The sequence below is a fragment of the Kistimonas scapharcae genome (assembly GCF_039540975.1).
In the GTDB taxonomy this organism is placed as follows: domain Bacteria; phylum Pseudomonadota; class Gammaproteobacteria; order Pseudomonadales; family Endozoicomonadaceae; genus Kistimonas; species Kistimonas scapharcae.
The window spans coordinates 1-19876 of record NZ_BAABFL010000065.1; the positions used below are offsets into that span (position 1 = coordinate 1).

At 52.1% G+C, this 19876-nt stretch carries 19 protein-coding genes and 1 tRNA gene; 12 read left to right on the top strand and 8 right to left on the bottom strand.

Annotated elements, in window-relative coordinates; all coding sequences use genetic code 11:
• Positions 1-76: 76 nt before the first annotated feature.
• The gene (locus ABD892_RS03535) at positions 77-604 is read left to right on the top strand and encodes an arylamine N-acetyltransferase (RefSeq protein WP_345193901.1); all 528 of its coding nucleotides are present in this window, start codon (positions 77-79) and stop codon (positions 602-604) included.
• A gap of 122 nt (positions 605-726) precedes the next feature.
• On the top strand, positions 727-1962 hold the full coding sequence (locus tag ABD892_RS03540) for an MFS transporter (protein ID WP_345193903.1): 1236 nt from the start codon (positions 727-729) through the stop codon (positions 1960-1962).
• 183 nt (positions 1963-2145) lie between these two features.
• Here ABD892_RS03540 and ABD892_RS03545 read toward each other — a convergent pair.
• Positions 2146-2222, bottom strand: a tRNA-Pro gene (locus ABD892_RS03545).
• Between the two features lie 506 nt (positions 2223-2728).
• On the opposite strand from ABD892_RS03545, the gene ABD892_RS03550 reads away from it, so the two are divergent.
• The 4 genes from ABD892_RS03550 to recJ all read left to right on the top strand — a co-directional run bounded on the left by ABD892_RS03550 (position 2729) and on the right by recJ (position 8851).
• Complete coding sequence (locus ABD892_RS03550) at positions 2729-4030, top strand: homoserine dehydrogenase (RefSeq protein ID WP_345193905.1); 1302 nt, start codon at positions 2729-2731, stop codon at positions 4028-4030.
• Between the two features lie 112 nt (positions 4031-4142).
• The gene (gene thrC / locus ABD892_RS03555) at positions 4143-5537 is read left to right on the top strand and encodes a threonine synthase (protein WP_345193907.1); all 1395 of its coding nucleotides are present in this window, start codon (positions 4143-4145) and stop codon (positions 5535-5537) included.
• Positions 5538-5682: 145 nt separating this feature from the next.
• Positions 5683-6987, top strand: a complete 1305-nt coding sequence (locus ABD892_RS03560) for an MFS transporter (protein ID WP_345193909.1) — start codon at positions 5683-5685, stop codon at positions 6985-6987.
• 127 nt (positions 6988-7114) lie between these two features.
• Positions 7115-8851 carry a single-stranded-DNA-specific exonuclease RecJ gene (gene recJ, locus ABD892_RS03565; protein ID WP_345193912.1) on the top strand — a complete coding sequence of 579 codons (1737 nt, stop codon included), beginning with the start codon at positions 7115-7117 and terminating at the stop codon, positions 8849-8851.
• A gap of 28 nt (positions 8852-8879) precedes the next feature.
• Here the strand turns inward: recJ and ABD892_RS03570 are convergent, their stop codons facing one another.
• From ABD892_RS03570 to ABD892_RS03585, 4 genes are all read right to left on the bottom strand, one after another.
• Positions 8880-9077: a flagellar biosynthesis anti-sigma factor FlgM gene (locus ABD892_RS03570; protein WP_345193914.1), complete on the bottom strand. Its 198-nt coding sequence runs from the start codon at positions 9075-9077 to the stop codon at positions 8880-8882.
• Positions 9078-9268: 191 nt separating this feature from the next.
• Positions 9269-9826 (bottom strand): flavodoxin FldB, encoded by a 558-nt coding sequence (fldB, locus tag ABD892_RS03575; protein WP_345193916.1) that lies wholly within the window; start codon positions 9824-9826, stop codon positions 9269-9271.
• Positions 9827-9909: 83 nt separating this feature from the next.
• Positions 9910-11319: a class II fumarate hydratase gene (locus ABD892_RS03580; RefSeq protein WP_345193918.1), complete on the bottom strand. Its 1410-nt coding sequence runs from the start codon at positions 11317-11319 to the stop codon at positions 9910-9912.
• Between the two features lie 30 nt (positions 11320-11349).
• Positions 11350-11730, bottom strand: a complete 381-nt coding sequence (locus tag ABD892_RS03585; RefSeq protein WP_345193919.1) for a hypothetical protein — start codon at positions 11728-11730, stop codon at positions 11350-11352.
• 171 nt (positions 11731-11901) lie between these two features.
• Between ABD892_RS03585 and prfB the strand changes: the two genes are divergently transcribed.
• The 5 genes from prfB to ung all read left to right on the top strand — a co-directional run bounded on the left by prfB (position 11902) and on the right by ung (position 16615).
• A protein-coding gene (gene prfB / locus ABD892_RS03590) for a peptide chain release factor 2 (RefSeq protein ID WP_345193921.1) occupies positions 11902-12997 on the top strand; the annotation gives its coding sequence in 2 pieces (ribosomal slippage) (positions 11902-11973 and positions 11975-12997; 1095 coding nt in all).
• Between the two features lie 108 nt (positions 12998-13105).
• Positions 13106-14644 (top strand): lysine--tRNA ligase, encoded by a 1539-nt coding sequence (lysS, locus tag ABD892_RS03595; RefSeq protein ID WP_345193922.1) that lies wholly within the window; start codon positions 13106-13108, stop codon positions 14642-14644.
• A gap of 93 nt (positions 14645-14737) precedes the next feature.
• Complete coding sequence (locus ABD892_RS03600; protein ID WP_345193923.1) at positions 14738-15442, top strand: TetR/AcrR family transcriptional regulator; 705 nt, start codon at positions 14738-14740, stop codon at positions 15440-15442.
• 124 nt (positions 15443-15566) lie between these two features.
• The gene (locus ABD892_RS03605) at positions 15567-15878 is read left to right on the top strand and encodes a PA3694 family proteiin (RefSeq protein ID WP_345193925.1); all 312 of its coding nucleotides are present in this window, start codon (positions 15567-15569) and stop codon (positions 15876-15878) included.
• Between the two features lie 2 nt (positions 15879-15880).
• Positions 15881-16615: a uracil-DNA glycosylase gene (gene ung, locus ABD892_RS03610; RefSeq protein WP_345193927.1), complete on the top strand. Its 735-nt coding sequence runs from the start codon at positions 15881-15883 to the stop codon at positions 16613-16615.
• Here the strand turns inward: ung and ABD892_RS03615 are convergent.
• From ABD892_RS03615 to ABD892_RS03625, 3 genes are all read right to left on the bottom strand, one after another.
• The gene (locus ABD892_RS03615) at positions 16606-16902 is read right to left on the bottom strand and encodes a hypothetical protein (protein WP_345193929.1); all 297 of its coding nucleotides are present in this window, start codon (positions 16900-16902) and stop codon (positions 16606-16608) included. The genes ung and ABD892_RS03615 overlap by 10 nt on opposite strands.
• A gap of 2 nt (positions 16903-16904) precedes the next feature.
• Positions 16905-17960 carry a DUF1521 domain-containing protein gene (locus ABD892_RS03620; RefSeq protein WP_345193931.1) on the bottom strand — a complete coding sequence of 352 codons (1056 nt, stop codon included), beginning with the start codon at positions 17958-17960 and terminating at the stop codon, positions 16905-16907.
• 93 nt (positions 17961-18053) lie between these two features.
• Positions 18054-18431 carry a hypothetical protein gene (locus ABD892_RS03625; protein ID WP_345193933.1) on the bottom strand — a complete coding sequence of 126 codons (378 nt, stop codon included), beginning with the start codon at positions 18429-18431 and terminating at the stop codon, positions 18054-18056.
• Between the two features lie 271 nt (positions 18432-18702).
• On the opposite strand from ABD892_RS03625, the gene ABD892_RS03630 reads away from it, so the two are divergent.
• Entirely contained in the window at positions 18703-19812 is a 1110-nt protein-coding gene (locus ABD892_RS03630) for an enoyl-CoA hydratase/isomerase family protein (protein ID WP_345193936.1), read from the top strand.
• Positions 19813-19876: the final 64 nt, after the last annotated feature.

Genomic DNA, 19876 nt, shown 5'->3' on the forward strand with positions numbered 1-19876 from the left:
AAAATCAGGCTCGCCAATACGTAAGGTGACGGGGGTGTTCAAGTAGACCAGAATCGGTGTTCAAGTAAACCAGAATATGCAAGGGTTTGGTGCTGAGTATGAGCATCTGATTTTGTTGGTAGAAGGTGATCCGCCCTGGCTGCTGGATGTTGGACATGGCGATGTCTTTGATAACCCCATGCCGCTCGAGGATGGTCACGTTCAGGTTGAATCGGTGGGCGAGTTTGCCCTTCGAAAGGTTGGAGATGACTGGCATTTGCTCAGGCGATCGGGTGGCGACAGTTGGATGCCTCAATATCGCTTTACCCTGAAGGCTCGACTTTTTCGGCAGTTTCTCTCGCGGGTTGCGTGGACTCAGGTTGCTCCACTGTCGGCGTATCGCAATAGAACCATTGTTTATCGCTCGGCTGGAGCGGGGCGCCTGTTGCTGAATACCGACACATTGACCCATCTTCAGGCTCAGCACTGCTCACATCGTAAGGTAGAGAAGGTCGATTATTTAGATGTGCTGTCTTCGGTGTTTGGTATTGAACTACAGGATTGCACACCTGTCGAAGTCTTGTTGATGCCGGACGGTCGAAAGGCAATGGTCGAGGGGGTGTAGATTGTCCATTTGGGCATCTGTGGTCTGCCGTGCCTGATCGCGGTATATGCTGATGCGTGCAGGGGCTTTCTGCATGATAGATTGCGCCATTTTCTGCTCACTACCTGTCTTGAGGGTGTTTTATGTTTGGCGGTTTTCGTTCCTTTGTGGCGCCGCTGGTGGGGTTGACCATTTTCTCTGCGGCAAATGGCTATTTGATGTCGTTGGTCCCGTTGCGCCTGAACCTGGAGGGGAGCGGCAGTTTCGAAATTGGTCTGGCAGCTGCGTTGTATCACTTTGGTTTGTTGCTGGGTGCCTTTCGAACGGAACGCCTGATCAGTGCCATTGGTCATATTCGGGCCTTTGCCGCTTTTATGGCCTTGCTGGGAACCGTCGTCGGCATACAGGGGCTGGTCACTGATCTGATGCTTTGGCAGGTATTGCGGCTATTGTCAGGGATTGCTGTGGCAGGGATTTTCCTGGTGGTTGAATCGTGGCTCTTGTCGGGCAGTGAGCCGTCCAGTCGGGGCACGTTGTTGGCGCTGTATATGATTTCCTATTATGGGGCGAGTGCGGCAGGTCAGATGTTCCTTGGGCCATTTGGGGTAGAAGGCTACGCACCTTTCCTGGTGATTTTGGCCCTGTTGGCGGCGTCCAGTATGCCGCCTTCGCTGACCCGGTTGCCAGCGCCACCCATTCATCCGCCGTCAGCACTGAATATCCGCAAGTTATACCAGCTAACGCCTTCTGGGCTGTTGGGGTGCATGGCCAGTGGTCTGGCGATTGGTTCCCTGTACGGTCTGCTGCCATTGCACTTTGCCGAGCAGGGGATGGATGATAAAACCACCGGTAACCTGGTAGCTATCACGATAGTCGGCGGTATGCTCCTGCAATACCCGGTTGGGCGTCTTTCTGACCGGGTGGACCGTCGCAAGGTGCTGATTGCGATTAGCTTTTTGGGAGTGGCAGTGTCGGTGCTCCTGATATTGTCATTATTCAATGCGCTGATGTGGGTGTGGCTGTTCCTGTTGGGGGGCGTGATATTTACGTTGTACCCCCTGGCCATCAGCCATGGTTGTGACCATATGCCTCCGGAAGATATGGTAGCAGCGACGCAGGGAATGCTGCTGGCTTATAGTTTGGGAGCGACCATCGGGCCGTTGGGTTCGTCAGTGATGATGAGGGTGGCCCCGAATGGCCTGTTTGTCTCACTGGCTGTGATTATGCTGGCGCTGGCGGTCTTCTTTATTTTCCGCTTGCGGCAGCGCCCGCCCATTATTACCGGGCCGGAAGAGGTGTTTGTGCCGATGCCGGGTCATACGCCGGTGGTGTCCGAGATTAACCCGAGAACCGATCAGGATGCCTTGGTGGATAAATGATTCTGCATGGTTAAAGGGTGCAATAAGCCAGGGTGAAAGCGCTGGCAATATCATCGAAAAAGCTCTGTTCGTAAGGCAGGGCTTTTTTTGGGAGGCAATTATGGCGTTATGCAGTGTGTAAGGCTGGGAAAGTAGAAAGTTTCAGGTATAAAAAAAGCCTGTCAGTGACAGGCTTTCAGTGTTTGGTCGGGGTAGAGAGATTCGAACTCCCGACATCCTGCTCCCAAAGCAGGCGCGCTACCAGACTGCGCTATACCCCGTGATCTTACCCGTAAGTCGTGAACCGTCTCGTTGGGTGCGGCGCGTACTTTATCGGATAACGTTCTGTAATTCAAAACTTTTTTTGCGGTCGGCGTTTTTTTGGGGGGGCATGTTGTAGGCATGTCTGGTTTGAGGTCGGGGAGGCGACTCTTAAGGACACTTTTAAGGCTGTGTGACAGGAATCATAATAGTGTATCAGTAGTAGTTACTTGAGAAGTGATGACGTTTTTGAATAGATGCGTGCGTGAAGTTTATGGATGTCTGTTGTTGTATAAAAAAGGGAGTGGCGTCATGTCATCCTGGTCTTGGCTGGAGTCAACGGCAACCATGGCATTTTTCAGAAAGTCTTTGTTGCAGCCGCTGACGCCATGGTCAGTTATCGGTCGCAGAATGCCTGAGGTTAAGGCTATAATCGGTCACCTGTCGGGTCATCAGCCCGAAAAAAAGCAATAAACATAAAGAACAACCGTCGCATCGTCGGCGTGTCATAGAGCGGGGTGCCAGTTTGAAACCGGTCAGAGTAGGCATCTGTGGACTGGGAACAGTCGGCAGTGGAACCGTCAATGTACTTGTCCGGAACCGCGAGGAAATTGCCCGGCGGTTGGGACGCAGTGTAGAAATCGAGCAGATTGGCGCGAGGCGGGATAATCCGGCCTGTGATACGACGGGGATGAATGTGACCCGTGATATCTTTGATGTCGCCAACAATCCTGATGTCGATGTCCTGGTTGAACTGATTGGCGGTTATGACACCGCCAAGCAACTGGTGCTGACAGCCATCGCCAATGGCAAGCATGTGGTGACGGCCAACAAGGCGCTGATTGCCGAGCATGGTAACGAAATTTTTGCCGCTGCCCGGGAGCAGGGTGTGATTGTTGCCTATGAAGCCGGTGTGGCGGGCGGTATTCCCGCGATCAAGGCTCTGCGGGAAGGCTTATCAGCAAATAAAATCCAGTGGCTGGCCGGTATCATCAATGGCACCGGTAACTTCATCCTGACCGAAATGCGCGACAAGGGCAGCCCGTTTGCTGATGTCCTCAAGCAGGCCCAGGAGCTGGGTTATGCGGAGGCTGACCCGACCTTTGATGTGGAAGGCATTGATGCCGCGCACAAACTGACCATTCTGGCATCCAACGCGTTTGGAATTCCCCTGCATTTTGATAAAGCCTATACCGAAGGCATCAGTGCCATAACACCCCGGGATATTCAATACGCCACCGAGCTAGGTTACCGGATGAAGCACCTGGGGATTGCCCGTCGCCGTGGTGATGGTGTCGAGTTGCGTGTGCATCCGACGCTGGTACCGGCAAAACACCTTCTGGCGAGCGTGGATGGTGTGATGAACGCGGTATTGATGGAAGGTGATGCGGTGGGGCAGACCCTCTATTACGGACCTGGTGCAGGCAGTGACGCGACGGCATCCGCCGTAATTGCCGATATTCTGGATGTGGCGAGATTGCTGGATGCTCCCACCGCAGCGGTTGCGCCCCTGGGTTTTGTTGAGAGTGACCAGCAGATACCGGTTCTGCCGATTGATAAGATTCACTGCAGTTATTACCTGCGACTCCATGTCAGCGATCAGCCGGGTGTGCTGACCCGTGTGACCGAGATACTTAGCCATAACGGCATCAATATTGATGCGCTCATGCAGAAAGAAGTGCGTGAAGGGGACGGCTGTGCTGACATCGTGATCCTGACTCACGAAACCCTTGAGGCGATCATGGATACCGCGATCATTGAGCTGGAACAGCTCGCTGATGTGACAGGTTCCATTATCCGGATTCGTGTCGATCACCTGGAGATGTAAGCGATCCATCCCTGTGACCCTGTCCGTAGCCTGTGAACCAACGACGGGCAGGGGGTTCAGAATAACAGGTGCGCAGGCGCCGTCATAAACGGAAGTACAGCAGGAAGACAGTGTGAAATATATCAGTACCCGTGGCGCTGCCCCCGCGCTGGATTTTGAAAATGTACTGCTGGCCGGTCTGGCGTCGGACGGTGGTCTCTATGTTCCCGAACAACTGCCCCGTTTTACCACTGAACAGATTGTCGGTTTCTCGGGATTGTCGTATTCCGGGTTGGCCTACGAAATCATCCGTCCGTTTGTGGGCGGCACCATTGAAGACGAACAGCTCCGAGCGATTATTGAAGACACGTATGCAGACTTCAATCACAGTGCAGTCGCCCCTTTAACGCAGCTGGACACGAATGAGTGGGTGATGGAGCTGTTCCATGGACCCACCCTGGCGTTTAAGGATTTTGCCCTGCAATTGCTGGGGCGTTTGCTGGATCATTTCCTGACTAAGCGTGATGAGCGGGCGGTGATATTGGGTGCCACTTCCGGTGATACCGGCTCTGCTGCCATTGAAGGGTGCCGCCACAGCGATCACGTCGATATTTTTATCATGCACCCCCATAACCGGGTGTCAGAGGTGCAGCGTCGGCAGATGACCACTGTGCTGAGTGATAATGTGCATAACCTGGCGATCGAAGGGAATTTCGATGACTGTCAGGCGATCGTGAAGGCCAGCTTTGCGGAACAGGGTTTCCTGAACGGGGAGCGCCGGCTGGTGGCGGTGAATTCCATCAACTGGGCGCGGATCATGGCGCAGGTGGTCTATTACTTTCATGCGGCCTTGTCGCTGGGTAGTCCGTTCCGTCCGGTTTCCTTTGCTGTGCCCACGGGGAATTTCGGGGATATTTTTGCCGGTTACATTGCCCGTGGAATGGGGCTTCCCATTCAGCAACTGATTGTGGGTACCAACCGCAACGACATTCTGCACCGATTCTTCAGTGCCAACAGTTACCGTAAGGAATCGCTGGGGCATACCTTGTCGCCGAGTATGGACATTATGGTCTCAAGCAACTTTGAGCGTTTGCTGTTTGATCTCCATGACCGCGATGGCAAGGCGATGGCTGAGTTAATGGCCGGGTTTGATGTTTCAGGTGAGATCTCAATTGATGAATCCCGTTGGCAGTCAGTGAAAACCCTGTTTGATAGCCAGTGTGCCAATGACGATGAAACCGTTGCGACGATTCGGCAGGTCTTTGATCAGACTGAATACCTGCTGGATCCGCACACCGCGATAGGTGTCAAAGCGGCACGTGATTGCCTGGCTTCTCGTGAGGTTCCGGTTGTCACACTGGCAACGGCGCATCCGGTCAAGTTCCCGGATGCTATCCTGGCGGCGGGGCTGGATGCCCCGGCGTTGCCACATCATCTGCAGGATCTGCATAGCCGTGAAGAGCGGATGACGGTATTGCCCAATTCACTTGCAGCCGTGCATGAATTTATTGCCACGACACTACGTTAAGTAGTTATCAACGTTCACTAAAGGCCGGTAAAGCATACCGGCCTTTTTTGTTGTTCGCTGTTTTACCAGAATTCTTTACAGGGAAAAAATCTGGCAGCTGCCCGCCTTTGTGCCATGTTTTTCTGTTTTAAAAAGGATCGATGGAGTGAGCAGCGCACAGAATAGCCATATAAAAACGCGGAAGTTTGTCATTATCACAGCGCTGGGGTGTGTGCTGGAAACCTACGATTTTCTGATTTATGCCTTGATGGCACCGTATCTGTCATCCGTTTTTTTTCCTGACGAAGCACAGGTGGAAGGGCTGCTGTTAACGTTTGCCACCTTCAGTGCCGGTTACCTTGTGCGTCCGCTGGGCGGTGTGTTGTTCGGACACCATGGCGACCGCCGGGGACGGAAGAAGCCCTTTGCCTGGACCCTGCTATTGATGGCGTCATCGACAGCGGTGATGGGATGTTTGCCCGGTTACCATAATATAGGCATTGCAGCGCCTGTTTTGTTGCTAATGCTTCGGCTGCTGCAGGGGGTGTCCATGGGCGGGGAGTCAGGAGGGGCGTTCACGTACATTCGAGAGATTCTGCCAAAACAGTGTTATGCCGGATGTGGCTGCATTGTGCTGGGTATGTTCGCCGGACTGACCTTGGGATATCTGGTACATGCCGGGCTATTGCTACTTATGTCGATTGATACCATGACAGATTTCGGCTGGCGTATCCCATTCTGGATCGGTGGATTGCTGGGAGTGATCGGGTTTGTGATTCGAACCCGGTTTCAGGAAACGCTGTCGTTTACACAGCTGCAGCGGCAGGGAGGCATTGTGACGGTGCCGTTGGCAGCGTTGTTTCAGCATCACAGGGTTGAAGTCGTTTGTGGCGTGTTGTGTATTGCACTGAACAGCACAACCACCATTCTCATCAATGTATTTTGGCCAACCTATCTCGAAACAGTGTTTACTGAGTCCCGGCAGTGGTTGTCTTTGGTGGGGGGCGTTGTGTTGTTCCTGGCTGGATTATTTTCCGTTGGTGTCGGGTTCATCGCGGATCGAATAGGTATCCGTAAAGTGTTTATTTATGCGGTTATCATCGAATTTCTGCTGATGTTTCCGGTTTTTTATTTACCGGCACAGTCGGAACAGTGGTTGGCTCCCGCATTTATTCTGGGCGCCATCCTGACAGGTGTCGTCAGTATTGCCGGGCCGGGCATGTTGCTCCAGCTTTTTCCGGCCGCTGTCAGATACACGGGAATAGGTTTTACCTATAACACCGGTTTTGCAATCTTTGGTGGTTGCGCGCCGCTGGTGGCAACCTGGCTGATACAGAAAACGGACGTCCTCTGGTCACCGGTTGTACTTTTGATCGCTGTCGCCTGTATTGGTTGTCTGGTGCTTTATTTGACAAGAGACAGGCATACTATGGAGGCTGGGGTAATAAACAACGATGGGTTTATAAGCTGATAATGTTCTAAAGAGTACGGTTTCAGTGAGTCGGTGTCATGAATGTGTAGAGTCCTGGCGACTACTGGTAGAATGGATAACCAGTAAGCGCCGTTGGCTTTCTCATTCACAATCCTGTACAGCCTCTATGACACTTTCTATTGTGCAACGCACGCCCGATCTGTCCCATGCATCCTTTCCTGCAGACATGCCGCTGTTGTTACAGCGTATTTACGCTGCGCGGGGCGTGCTGAACGACCAGGATCTTGCCCGAACCCTCAAGGGGTTGTACAGCTATGAAGACCTGAAGGGGATCCGCGAAGCGGCGACGATCCTGGCTGATGCTGTAATCAATCGTCGTCGTATTTTGATCGTAGGGGATTTTGACTGCGATGGTGCGACCAGCAGTGCCCTCGCCGTCAGGGCGCTACGTGCCATGGGGGCAGTCTGGGTGGATTATCTGGTGCCGAACCGATTCGAATACGGCTATGGGCTGACACCAGAAATTGTCGAAGTGGCCAGGGCGAAGCAGCCCGATGTGCTGGTGACAGTCGATAATGGTATTTCCAGCATGGCCGGCGTAGAAGCCGCCAGAGCACTGGGAATACAGGTCGTGGTGACCGATCACCACCTGGCAGGCAAAGAGCTCCCTTCCGCCGATGCAATTGTAAACCCTAACCAGCCGGAGTGCCCTTTCCCCGGGAAAAATACAGCAGGTGTCGGCATTATCTTTTACGTACTCTGCGCCCTTCGTACAACGCTGGAGCAGCGAGAATGGTTTGCACAAAGCGGCGTAGCAAAACCGAATATGGCGGATTTTCTGGATCTGGTGGCGTTGGGTACGGTGGCGGATGTTGTCAGTCTGGATACCAATAACCGGATTCTGGTTCATCAAGGGCTGGCGCGCATTCGTGCGGGACGTGCCTGTGCGGGCATTCTCGCATTGGTGGATGTTGCCAGACGTCGCCGGGATACGTTGTCAGCAAAGGATTTGGGCTTTGCGCTGGGACCGCGTCTGAATGCCGCCGGTCGGCTGGATGATATGTCCCTGGGAATTGAGCTGCTGTTAACTGACGACATCCTGCAGGCACGGCAGATGGCTGCAGAGCTCGACAGTTTGAATGAAGAGCGCAAATCCATTGAGTCGGGTATGCGTGATGATGCCTTGCGTGCGTTGGCCAGGCTGGAACTGGATGAAGAACAGTCGCTGCCGTGGGGGCTGTGCCTGTTTCAGGAGGATTGGCACCAGGGTGTGATTGGTATCCTGGCGTCCCGGGTGAAAGAAAAATTGCATCGCCCGGTGATTGCATTTGCTGCCAGTCAGGATGGGGAGATCAAAGGATCAGCCCGTTCCATTCCCGGCTTTCACATCCGTGATGCGCTGGATGCTATTGCCACCCGTAATCCCGGTTTGCTCCTGAAGTTTGGTGGTCATGCCATGGCTGCCGGGCTGAGTATACGAGAGAAAGACTATGACCGGTTTGCGGCAGCCTTTGATGAGGAAGCGCATCGCATCATTACCGAAGATCAGTTAAAGGCTCTGGTGTTGACTGATGGGGAGCTGGCAATGAATGAGTTCACAATGGCAACGGCAGAATTGCTAAGAGAGGCCGGGCCTTGGGGGCAGAATTTTCCCGAGCCGGTTTTCGACGGTTGCTTTGAAGTAGTTGAACAGCGTCTGGTTGGTGAAAAACACTTGAAGATGGTGTTGATGTGCCCTGGTGCCGATCACTGGATCGATAGTATTGCCTTCAATGTGGATACTGGTATTTGGCCGGACCTCTCTGTCAGGAAGGTGCGGGCGATCTATAAATTGGATGTTAATGAGTTTCGTGGTAACCGCATATTACAGTTATTGGTTGACCACTTGGAACCCGCCGGGTAATAGGGGTATTGAATGCAAGATGGCAAAGTCATAGTTTTGGACTGGACTTCTCGATAGCTGTTTCCAGTTCTATGATTTTTTGAGCCAGACGATCGGGGTCTATCGATAACTCTCCATTAGCAATAGCTAGACGAACTTCCTCGACGAGGCTCCAGTCAATACCAGGTTCAGACGCTACATTGGGTTTTAATGACCCTTCAGGATGTGACGTGTTGGATTTTGACATGATTTAAAGACTCAGGGGATGGGTTTTATGATCAGCCTGATGCTTGTCATTGGATCTCTCTCGCGATCAAGCAGTAATCACTATGCTAATCACAAATGAATCAAATTTTCCAGCTATGCTGTTGGGGGTTAAAGCTGCCAATGTATTTGAGCAGATATACTGACAATCTTAAGTTATAGGGGCGGTGTGGGTTATGTATGAGGCAGGCTAGAGGGGTGTCTCTGCGGAGTCTGTTGAAACTCAAATGCTTGGATTAATTGCTGCGACCACGCATCCAAGCGCTGCTCGGTCAGGTTGAATTGCTGGTCTTCATCAATGGCGAGTCCAACAAAATGGCTGCCGTCCGGTGTCAGTGCCTTGGACTCCTCAAAGTCGTACCCTTCTGTTGGCCAGAAACCAATGACAGTCGCTCCCTGTGCCACGATGACGTCATAAAGCAGTCCCATGGCATCAAGGAAATAGTCACCGAAACCGAACTGATCACCCAGGCCAAAGAGCGCCACGGTCTTGTGGGAGAAGTCTAAAGCTTCCAGGCTGGGCCAGAAGTTTTCCCAGTTCTCCTGTATGCCGCCAAAATCCCAGGTGGGGATCCCCAGAATCAGTTTGTCATAGCGATCCATATCATCCGGACCGGCTTCGGCAATGTTGTATAAATCGATTTCTGCACTGGTCAGTCGTTCTGCCAGTTTGCGGGCGATCACTTCCGTATTGCCGGTATCACTACCAAAGAAAAGTCCTATTTTAGACACGTGTTGTACACCTTTAGAGCAAAAGCTATCACAAAAAACAACTGTCAGCGCCTTGTGGGCAGGGGGAAAACAGGTATGTTGTATTAATCCGGTATGCCGCCCTCGGTCAGATTGGCAGGATTCAGAAGATGTTGCAGTTCCTCGCGGGTGAAATCGGTTTCCTGTTCTGCAACATCGATAATTGGGCGGCTTTCCTTATAGGCTTTTTTGGCGATTTCCGCTGCTTTCAGATAGCCAATTTTTGAATTGAGTGCTGTGACCAGTATAGGATTTAGCGCCAATGCCTGATTGAGATTGTCCTGGTTAACACTAAACGTAGTGATTGCCCGGTCTGCCAGCAGCGTGGAGCTGTTGGTCAACAGGTCGATGCTTTGCAGCAGGTTGTATGCAATAACTGGCAGCATGACATTCAACTGGAAGTTTCCGGACTGACCGGCAAGGGTGATGGTGGTGTCATTGCCTATCACCTGTGCAGCGACCATGGCGACGGCTTCAGGAATTACCGGGTTCACTTTTCCGGGCATGATCGATGAACCGGGTTGTAATGCTTCCAGTGCAATTTCGCTAAGTCCGGCCAGTGGGCCAGAATTCATCCATCGCAAATCATTACTGATTTTCATCAGTGCGGTCGCCAGCGTTTTCATGTGGCCTGACAGTGTGACAGCCGCATCCTGTCCAGAGAGGCTGGCAAAGCATTGTCGGGATGGAGAGAAGGTCATACCGGTTTTGCTGGTCAGTGTCTGGGCAAAGTGTTTTGCAAAGTCCGGATGCGCATTGATGCCACTGCCAACCGCTGTACCGCCCTGCGCCAGTCGGTGCAGGGCGGGTCTCGCTGTTTCGATCATTTCACGTGCATGAAGGATTTGATCGGCCCAGCCATTCAGTTCCTGGCTCATTCTGATGGGCATGGCATCCATTAAATGGGTGCGGCCGGTTTTTATGATTTGATCAACGCTGTCAGCTTTGCCTCGAATAATGGCTTCCAGATGTTTCAGCGCTGGCAGTAATGATGCTTCCAGCCCCAGGGCGGCACTGAGATGAATGGCTGTTGGTATGACATCGTTGCTACTTTGGCTCATGTTGACATGGTCGTTGGGGCTGACAGGTTCCCCGAGTATGTCGGATGCCAGGTGGGCAATCACTTCATTGGCGTTCATGTTGCTGCTGGTGCCTGAACCGGTCTGGAATACATCGACGGGGAAATGCTGGCTCCATGCTGGCATCGTGGGTGCTTCCAGCAATTTGGCGCACGCGTTAATGATGGCGTCTGCCCGTTCGTCATCAAGCAGCTTCAATGCGCGGTTGGTGTCAGCAGCTGTCTGCTTGATAGTAATCAGTGCACGAATAAAGCCATCCGGCATGCGCAGACCACTGACAGGGAAGTTGTCGATAGCTCGTTGTGTCTGGGCACCATAGAGTGCATCGGCAGCAACGGTGACATCACCCATGCTGTCAGTTTCTGTGCGGGTGGCTCCTTTGGATGTGCTTGGCATGACCTCGGTTCCTTTGCAGTAGTCACAGGGTTAGGGCGAGAAGTAGTGGCTTATCAGCTGCATTTCCCAGTGTAGTTTCCTGAGGGATGCCTTACCTCTGGGCTGGCTGCCATAAAAGTGGTTCAGGCAGACCAGGGGGCGATAGAGCCGGTCCAGGCAGTTGGCGCGAAAGACCTTGGGACGCAGGGGATCGGCAATCGCATTCACCAGATCATTAAAGACGCTGAACAGCAGGGCCTCCTGTTGAAAGCGTTTTCCCGACTGCTGCAAGGTATCCGCCAGGGTGATGGCCTGGTCAAGGTAACGATCAATCAGGCCGGGACTGTCGGGGTCAGCCTCCGGGCTTATGAAGTTCTGGCGGGTCTGATTCAGTACCTGCTGTTGCTCAGCCAGATTGGGAGTTGCTTTCATGACGGCAGTCTCACCCAAATGCATTTTGTCAAATGATAATCATTCTTATTTAATATTCAAGTTGTTATAACTGCAAGAAACGGTCGAGGTGAGTGTATTTTGTCCTGACATGCAATCTGGTAAAGTTACCGGCTTTGTCTCAGTAACCAGATTCAGCGCGGAATTACAGCAATGGAAGTCAATCCCATCGTGAATACCATCAAAGATATGACCGAGCGCACCACTGTGCTCAGGGGGTATCTTTGACTACGCCAACAAGAAAGACCGGTTGGTAGAAGTTGAAAGAGAGCTGGAAGACCCGGCGGTCTGGAATAATCCGGAAAATGCTCAGGCGCTGGGGCGTGAGCGCTCTCAGTTGGAAGGGGTCGTACGCACTATTGAAGATCTGACCCAGGGTCTGATTGATGCTCAGGAACTGCTGGATATGGCGGTTGAAGAGGGCGACAGCGATGGTGTTGAAGAGATCGTCGTTGAGCTGGAAAGCCTGGGGCATCATCTGGAACAGCTGGAATTCCGCCGCATGTTTTCCGGTGAGATGGATCCGAATAACGCGTACCTGGATATCCAGGCGGGTTCCGGTGGTACTGAAGCCCAGGACTGGGCCAACATCCTGTTGCGTATGTACCTGCGCTGGGGTGAGAAACGTGGTTTCAAAACAGAAATTATTGAAGTCTCTGCCGGTGAAGTGGCGGGCATCAAGTCCGCGACCGTACAGTTTACCGGTGAGTATGCCTTTGGCTGGCTGAGAACCGAAACCGGTGTTCATCGTCTTGTGCGTAAATCGCCGTTTGATTCCGGTAATCGCCGACATACGTCGTTTTCATCGGTGTTTGTGTCTCCGGAAATTGATGACAATATCGAGATTGAAATCAACCCGGCAGACCTGCGGGTGGATACCTACCGTTCCAGTGGTGCGGGTGGTCAGCACGTTAACACCACGGATTCGGCAATCCGTATTACCCATATGCCGTCGGGTATTGTCGTACAGTGTCAGAACCAGCGTTCACAGCACCAGAACCGCGATAAGGCCATGCAGCAGTTGAAGGCCAAGCTGTACGAACTGGAGATGCAGAAGCGTACGGCGGATCAGCAGGCTCTGGAAGACAGTAAGTCTGATATCGGCTGGGGCAGCCAGATCCGTTCCTATGTATTGGATTCTTCACGCATCAAAGATTTGCGTACGGGCGTGGAAACCAGTAACTGTAATGCGGTACTGGATGGTGATCTGGACAAGTTTATCGAGGCCAGTTTGAAACAGGGACTTTAAGCGTCCCCCCGTATATGATCGGGAAAAAATCTGTGCCATCTTCTATCATTGATTCCAATCCGGAGCGGGCGAGGCCCGCTCCCTGAGTTTTCAGGACAGCTACCAAACATGTCGAACGAAACCGCTTCCGAGAACAGCGTGACAGAACAACAGGACGAAAACCGCCTGATTGCCATGCGCCGCGAGAAACTGGCTGCTATCCGGGAAAAGCGTAACGCGTTTCCCAATACCTTCCGCCGCGAGCACTATGCGGGCAAATTGCAGGAAGCGTACAAGGATGCCAGTAAAGACGGTCTGGCTGAGGCCGGTATCCAGGTAAGCGTCGCTGGTCGTGTCATGCTGAACCGCGGTGCTTTCATGGTGCTGCAGGATATGTCTGGCCGCATCCAGCTATATGTGGATCGCAAGTCACTGGACGCTGATACGCTGGCCGAGATCAAAACCCTCGATCTGGGTGACTCCATCGGTATTTCCGGCACCCTGCAGCGTTCAGGTAAAGGTGATCTTTACGTCAATATTGAGCAGTTCGAACTGCTGTCCAAATCGCTGCGTCCGCTGCCTGAAAAGCACAAGGGTCTGGCTGACATGGAGTTGCGCTATCGCCAGCGCTATGTTGACCTGATCACCAGCGAGCGTTCCCGTGAAGTGTTCCGTATCCGTTCCAAGCTGGTAGACGGTATTCGCCGTTACCTGGCGGATCGTGATTACATGGAAGTGGAAACGCCCATGCTGCAGGTGATTCCCGGTGGTGCGACTGCCCGTCCGTTCATCACCCACCATAACAGCCTGGATATCGATATGTACCTCCGTATTGCTCCGGAGCTGTACCTGAAGCGTCTGGTTGTGGGTGGCTTCGAGCGGGTGTTTGAGATCAACCGTAACTTCCGTAACGAAGGTCTGTCCACCCGGCATAACCCGGAATTCACCATGCTGGAATTCTACCAGGCCTATGCGGATTACCGTGACCTGATGGATCTGACCGAAGACATGCTGCGTACTCTGGCGCAGGATATTCTGGGTACCACTACCATCACCAACACGATCTACGACAAGAACGGTGAAGTGGCGGAAACGGTCGAATACGATCTGGGCAAGCCGTTTGTTCGCATGTCCATGGTGGAATCCATCATGCATTACCGTCCGGAGTTCACCCGTGAGCAGCTGTCAGAACGCGAATCAGCCAAAGCCGTTGCTGAAAGCCTGGGTATTCAGGTGAAAGAGATCTGGGGTCTGGGCAAGATTCAGACTGAGATCTTCGAAGAAACTGCTGAACATCAGCTTATCCAGCCGACCTTCATCACAGAATACCCGGCTGAAGTGTCACCGCTGGCGCGTCGTAACGACGATAACCCGCATATTACTGACCGTTTCGAGTTCTTTGTCGGCGGTCGTGAGTTGGCTAACGGCTTCTCCGAGTTGAACGATCCTGAAGACCAGCATGAACGCTTCATGCAGCAGGTGCAGGAAAAAGACGCCGGTGATGACGAAGCCATGCATTATGATGCAGACTATATTCGGGCGCTGGAATATGGCCTGCCGCCGACGGCAGGTGAAGGTATCGGTATTGACCGTCTGGCTATGCTGTTTACCGACTCCCCCTCTATCCGGGATGTGATACTGTTCCCCCATATGCGCCCAGAAGCATAAGACCGACTGGCCGGTGCTTGTCACCGGTCAACCCGAAGGACTGGCGGGTCAGGGACTGGCCGTGGCAAACCTGGAAAAATCAAGGCATTCCTTATGGAAGCGATCAAAGAAACACCACAATTGGTGGAAGGCCTGACCTACAAGGGCCGGAAAACCAGTAGAGCCGGCAGTGAACAGCGGCGACGGGCTATTCTTGAGGCGGCGCTTCGAATCGTCGTGCGGGATGGTGTTCGAGGTGTGCGACACCGTGCGGTTGCTAAGGAGGCGGATGTTCCTTTGTCTGCTACTACTTATTACTTCAAGGATATTTCGGATCTCATTACCGACACATTTACGCTATTTGTCGAAATGGGCGCTGAGAAGTTCCGCTCCTACTGGGAAGATTCACACCGTACGCTCCAAAATACCATGGCGCACATTTCGGATTCTGCCGAATCCGGTCAACACCTGATTAATGCCATGACGGATCTGGCGGTTGCTTATGTGTTGAATCAGCTGCGTCAGCATCGGGATTATCTGATGGCAGAGCAGGCATTTAAACTGGAATGTTTGCGTAATGAAAACCTGCGACCGATTGCCTTCAAGCATCAACAATATCTGTTGAATGATCTTGTGGCATTTTTCAAGCAGGCAGGTTCAGATAATGCAGAGATGGATGCCCGTTTGATGTTCACGGCGATTATGACCGTGGAGTATGAAGGCTTGCTGCAGAATCCGGATCATCTGGATGAAACCGTTATTCGTGGCTACCTGCATCGGCAGATTGAGCTCATGTTGAATCATGTCGTATTGCGCTGATTGAAGCGCATGCTGTTACCGTATTCGCAGAGGCATTCATTCTCGCGTGTCTTTGCGAATGCGGTTTCCTTCACCCCCTGCCCCTGTAATAGAATGCCCGCAAAGACTGATAGAGCGGGAAATCATGAAGCTAAATCACCAGACCCAGTTGCTTGCCGTTGCCATCGTTACGCTGATAGCAACTGTCTTTGTGCTGCATTATTACGGTTATCTTCGCCACTCCAATGAAGCTGATGCAATTTATATGGCGGAATTCAGCTTGATAGCGAATGTGCCTGGTCAGGATCAGTATGTTTCCCATATCCCTGCCAAAAAACGAGCGCGTTGTGTAGACCATTATCTGGTGTTGGAATCTACAGAAAGGGCAGGTGCAGCAGGGTTGTTGGTTGACAAAAAGCAGCGCCCTGTTCGTTGTGAATTTACTGAGGAGCGTTAATCATGCCTGGCGTTGTTCTTGAAGAAAGCTGGAAGGAGCGTCTCAGCGGGGAGTTTTCCAAGGATTACATGTGTAATCTCAAAACCTTTCTTTTGGGACAAAAGCAAGCCGGTAAGTGTATCTATCCGAAAGGCAGTGAATACTTCCGTGCGCTGGATCTCACTCCTTTTGATCAAGTTAAAGTCGTGATTCTTGGTCAGGATCCTTATCATGGCCCGGGGCAGGCACACGGGTTGTGTTTTTCGGTCAGACCGGAGGTGCAGGCTCCTCCTTCCTTGGTGAACATGTATAAGGAACTGCAAAGTGACCTGGGTATACCGCCAGCTAACCACGGTTTTCTCGAGCATTGGGCAAAGCAGGGCATATTGTTACTTAACAGTGTACTGACGGTTGAACATAAACAGGCGGCGTCACATCAGGGGCGGGGTTGGGAGCAGTTTACCGACCGAATTGTGGCTGAGTTGAATGAGAAGAGGGAGAATCTGGTCTTTATCCTGTGGGGTTCGTATGCTCAGAAAAAGGGGGCATTCATTGATCAGCAGCGACATAGGGTGATCAAGTCAGCCCATCCTTCGCCACTGTCTGCATACCGGGGTTTTTTTGGCAGCCGCCCTTTTTCCAAAACGAATGAATACCTGATTGCCCATGGCATAGAGCCGATCGATTGGCAGTTGCCGGATGTGAGTGGATTAAGCGGCAGTCAGCCGATGTTTGAAGAGATGGGTGGTCAGATCTGAAGCTTATTCTTCATGGCCCGCGCCATTTTGCTGCGCTTTTTCTGTTTTTTACGGTTCTTCTTGCTGGTGGAAGGCGTCGTTGAACCCAGTTGTTGAAGCTCTTTTTCCGCTTCATTACGCTTTTCAGCGGATTCCGGAATCTGCTCCATAAAAGCCTTGCCTGCGCCTTGCTCCAGGCCTAGCTCCTGGCGCAGGGCATCCAGTTGTTTGAGTTGGTCTTCAACGTTGTTAACGAGCTTGTTGTTCTCGTAAATTGCGTTATGGAGGTTTTCGTCTTCAGTCGCCATGATTAGTTAATGTTCCTGATAATATTCTTGGCCTGATCGTACTGGCTCTTCATGAACGTGGAGGCCAAATCCAGTGACTGGGTGTATTTCTTGTTGTAAGAATCCAGTTTTGTCAGCTCGATATTCGAAATACTGGACACGGAATCCCGCATATCTTTGATCTGAGTTTGCAAGTTGGAAATTTCTTCCGGGGTCAGCAAACCGGTTCCGCTGGCGTCATAAACGGTCACACCGACGCTTTCCAGAAGCTTGACGTCTTCAGGGCTCAGCACCTGGTTATAGACATTACTACTCTCGTCGATCGCCGAAGCCTCTTCGTGCTGACGCTCCTCTGTGATTTTGCTGCCGAGTTTCAGTTCGCTGCCCTCATAGACCCAGTCATCCGCCTGATCACCCATCTTGAAGACATGACCGTCATTGGTAGCTTGATCAAGCATGGCGCCATTGAGTGAGGGTTCACCGATTTGGGGTTTGTTATCTGCAATGCCGGTGACTTCGATCGATTGGTTGCCTTTGGTGATTGTTAGCGAGTCGGTATAAACATTGCCGTCTTTTCTGTCTTTGGCGGTGGTTTTGACCTGTATTTTTGTTCCGTCATCCAGCATAAAGGTGCCGTCAGACTGGAAGTCCCAGTAGCCGTTCCGGTCGCCTTCAGAGACGTGTGGATCTCCCCAGATCTTTGTGCTGTTGCCATTGGCATCGACGATTGACCAGGCTTCGTTATTTCCATGGATGACGATCTTGTTGCCATTATCGAGTGCTATTTCTTTGGGATTCTTATCGTGATCGACTGTCCAGGTGGGTTTGCTGACGGTTTCTGTCTGGGTTTTATGATTGGCCAGTTTAGAGTAGATCTGGTTTAGCTGCTTGATCTGGTCGTTTTGGCTTTTTACCAGTGCAGCCTGGCTGCGAATCTGTTGATCGAGCATCTCTGAGCGATCCAGCATGGTTTGCATCATCAGATCAGCCAGGCTGAGCTTTTCCCCTGAGGCTTCACCAATGCCTTTTAGATCGACACCTTGTATACCACCTGTTGATCCAATGTTCTGGCCAGACATGACGCCCAACTCCCTTTGTGTCTATCGATACCTGTGGTCAGCCTTGCCGTGTGTCAGTCGCAGGCAAAGCACGACTTGTCGCAAGGGCGACCGTCAAATGAATTTGCCTCGCCGCTTTCGACCTCCGCTTTTGCTCTCGGAAGGATCAGGCTCGCCGCGCATTTTGCGTTGTTCTTTCCGTTCAGCCTTCTGGCGACGCTTCTCCAGCATGACCGCTTCCTTGACATCGTTTTTGACCTGGGTTTTCCAGTCATTCATCTCTTGCATGGCTTCCTTGAGGTCTTCGCCAGAAACCAAGCCTTTCTCGTTGGCTTCCTTGATCAGATCAGGGTTATAGCCTAGGTCGTTCTTGATGCCAGCGAAGCGGGTCATTTGCTCTTCTGCGTCAGCGACGACCTGATCCAGCTTTTCGCTCAGCAGCTCTGACCGGCTTTTGCGTTTTTTAGGGCTAACAGTCGTTGATACGGGCATATGGCTCTGTTCTCCCTACCCTATGGGCAGGCGTAACGGATTTTCCAGTAACAATATATATGTTCTTTAAGCATAGATGAGTGCAGGGCGTGCGAGCTTTGGTGTGTGCAGTAAGCGGGGCTCGCCGTTTGGTTTGTCGCTTCGTTGGTAAGAAATCGAAATATTTTGACTTATTATTATGCTGATTCATGATATACCGGGCATCTGCTGTTGCAGTGTGCAGTGACAGTTGGGTGTGTGTTCCCGCATGGCATCAGGGGAGGGTGTTTTAATGGGGCAGAGCTTGATTCTGGTCGAAGAGATAGAAAGCGATTCCGGTAAGATGATTGGTCATGTTTGTCTGAATGCCCGGGACACACTGAATGCACTGTCGCTGGACATGATTGACCAGTTATCTGCGACGTTAACATCCTGGCAGTCAAACGATGACGTTGTGTGCGTTATTCTGTCAGGGAGTGGTGACAAAGCCTTTTGTGCCGGCGGAGACGTCAAAAATCTGTATCAGTCTATCATTGACTGTGATTATGGTGATAATGCCTATGCCAGTGCTTTTTTTTCACGGGAATATCGGCTGGATTATCAGATCCATACCTATGGCAAACCACTGATATGTTGGGGCAGCGGCATCATTATGGGCGGAGGCATGGGTCTGATGGCTGGCGCATCGCATCGGGTAGTCACGGAATCCACCATGATGGCCATGCCGGAAGTCACCATCGGTCTGTTTCCCGATGTCGGAGGCTCCTGGTTTCTCAATAAGATGCCGGGAAGGCTGGGGTTATTTGTTGGCCTGACCGGAGTCAGAATGAAGGCCGCTGATGCACTCTATGCTCGGTTGGCGGATTATTACCTTGACGCCATGCAATGGGATGGCCTGTTGCAAGCATTGATTGCAGCACCCTGGCATAGAGAGTTGCCGGAGAACCATCAACAGGTCAGTGACATCCTGTCTTCATTAGCAAGTGAACCGGATGACGACTCTTCGCTGCAAACCTATCAACCTCTCATTGATTCCTTATTGGATGTCGCATCCCCTGCAGATGCTTTGGCCAACCTGACGAAGCCTGAGTTACCAGCCTGGTTTAGTCGACCTGCACAGACGCTGGCAACGGGGAGCCCGGTCTCTGCATGGCTGGTGTTTGAGCAGTTGCGCAGGGGGAAGGGGCTTTCTTTGGCGGATATCTTCCGTATGGAATTGACGATGGCGATCCAGTGTACACGCCATAGGGACTTCGCTGAAGGTGTCAGGGCCTTACTGATTCAACGTACGAATGACCCTGGCTGGCGTTATCCTTCCATTGAAGATGTGCCCATGGCACAGGTGGATGAGTATTTTTCGATAGATTGGCCAGAAAGCAGGCATCCTCTGGCTGACCTTTGACCGATATCATGGCAAGGACGGGGCGTAGTGTGCGTAAAAGCGGCGTGGCTATGTAAGCTGCCAG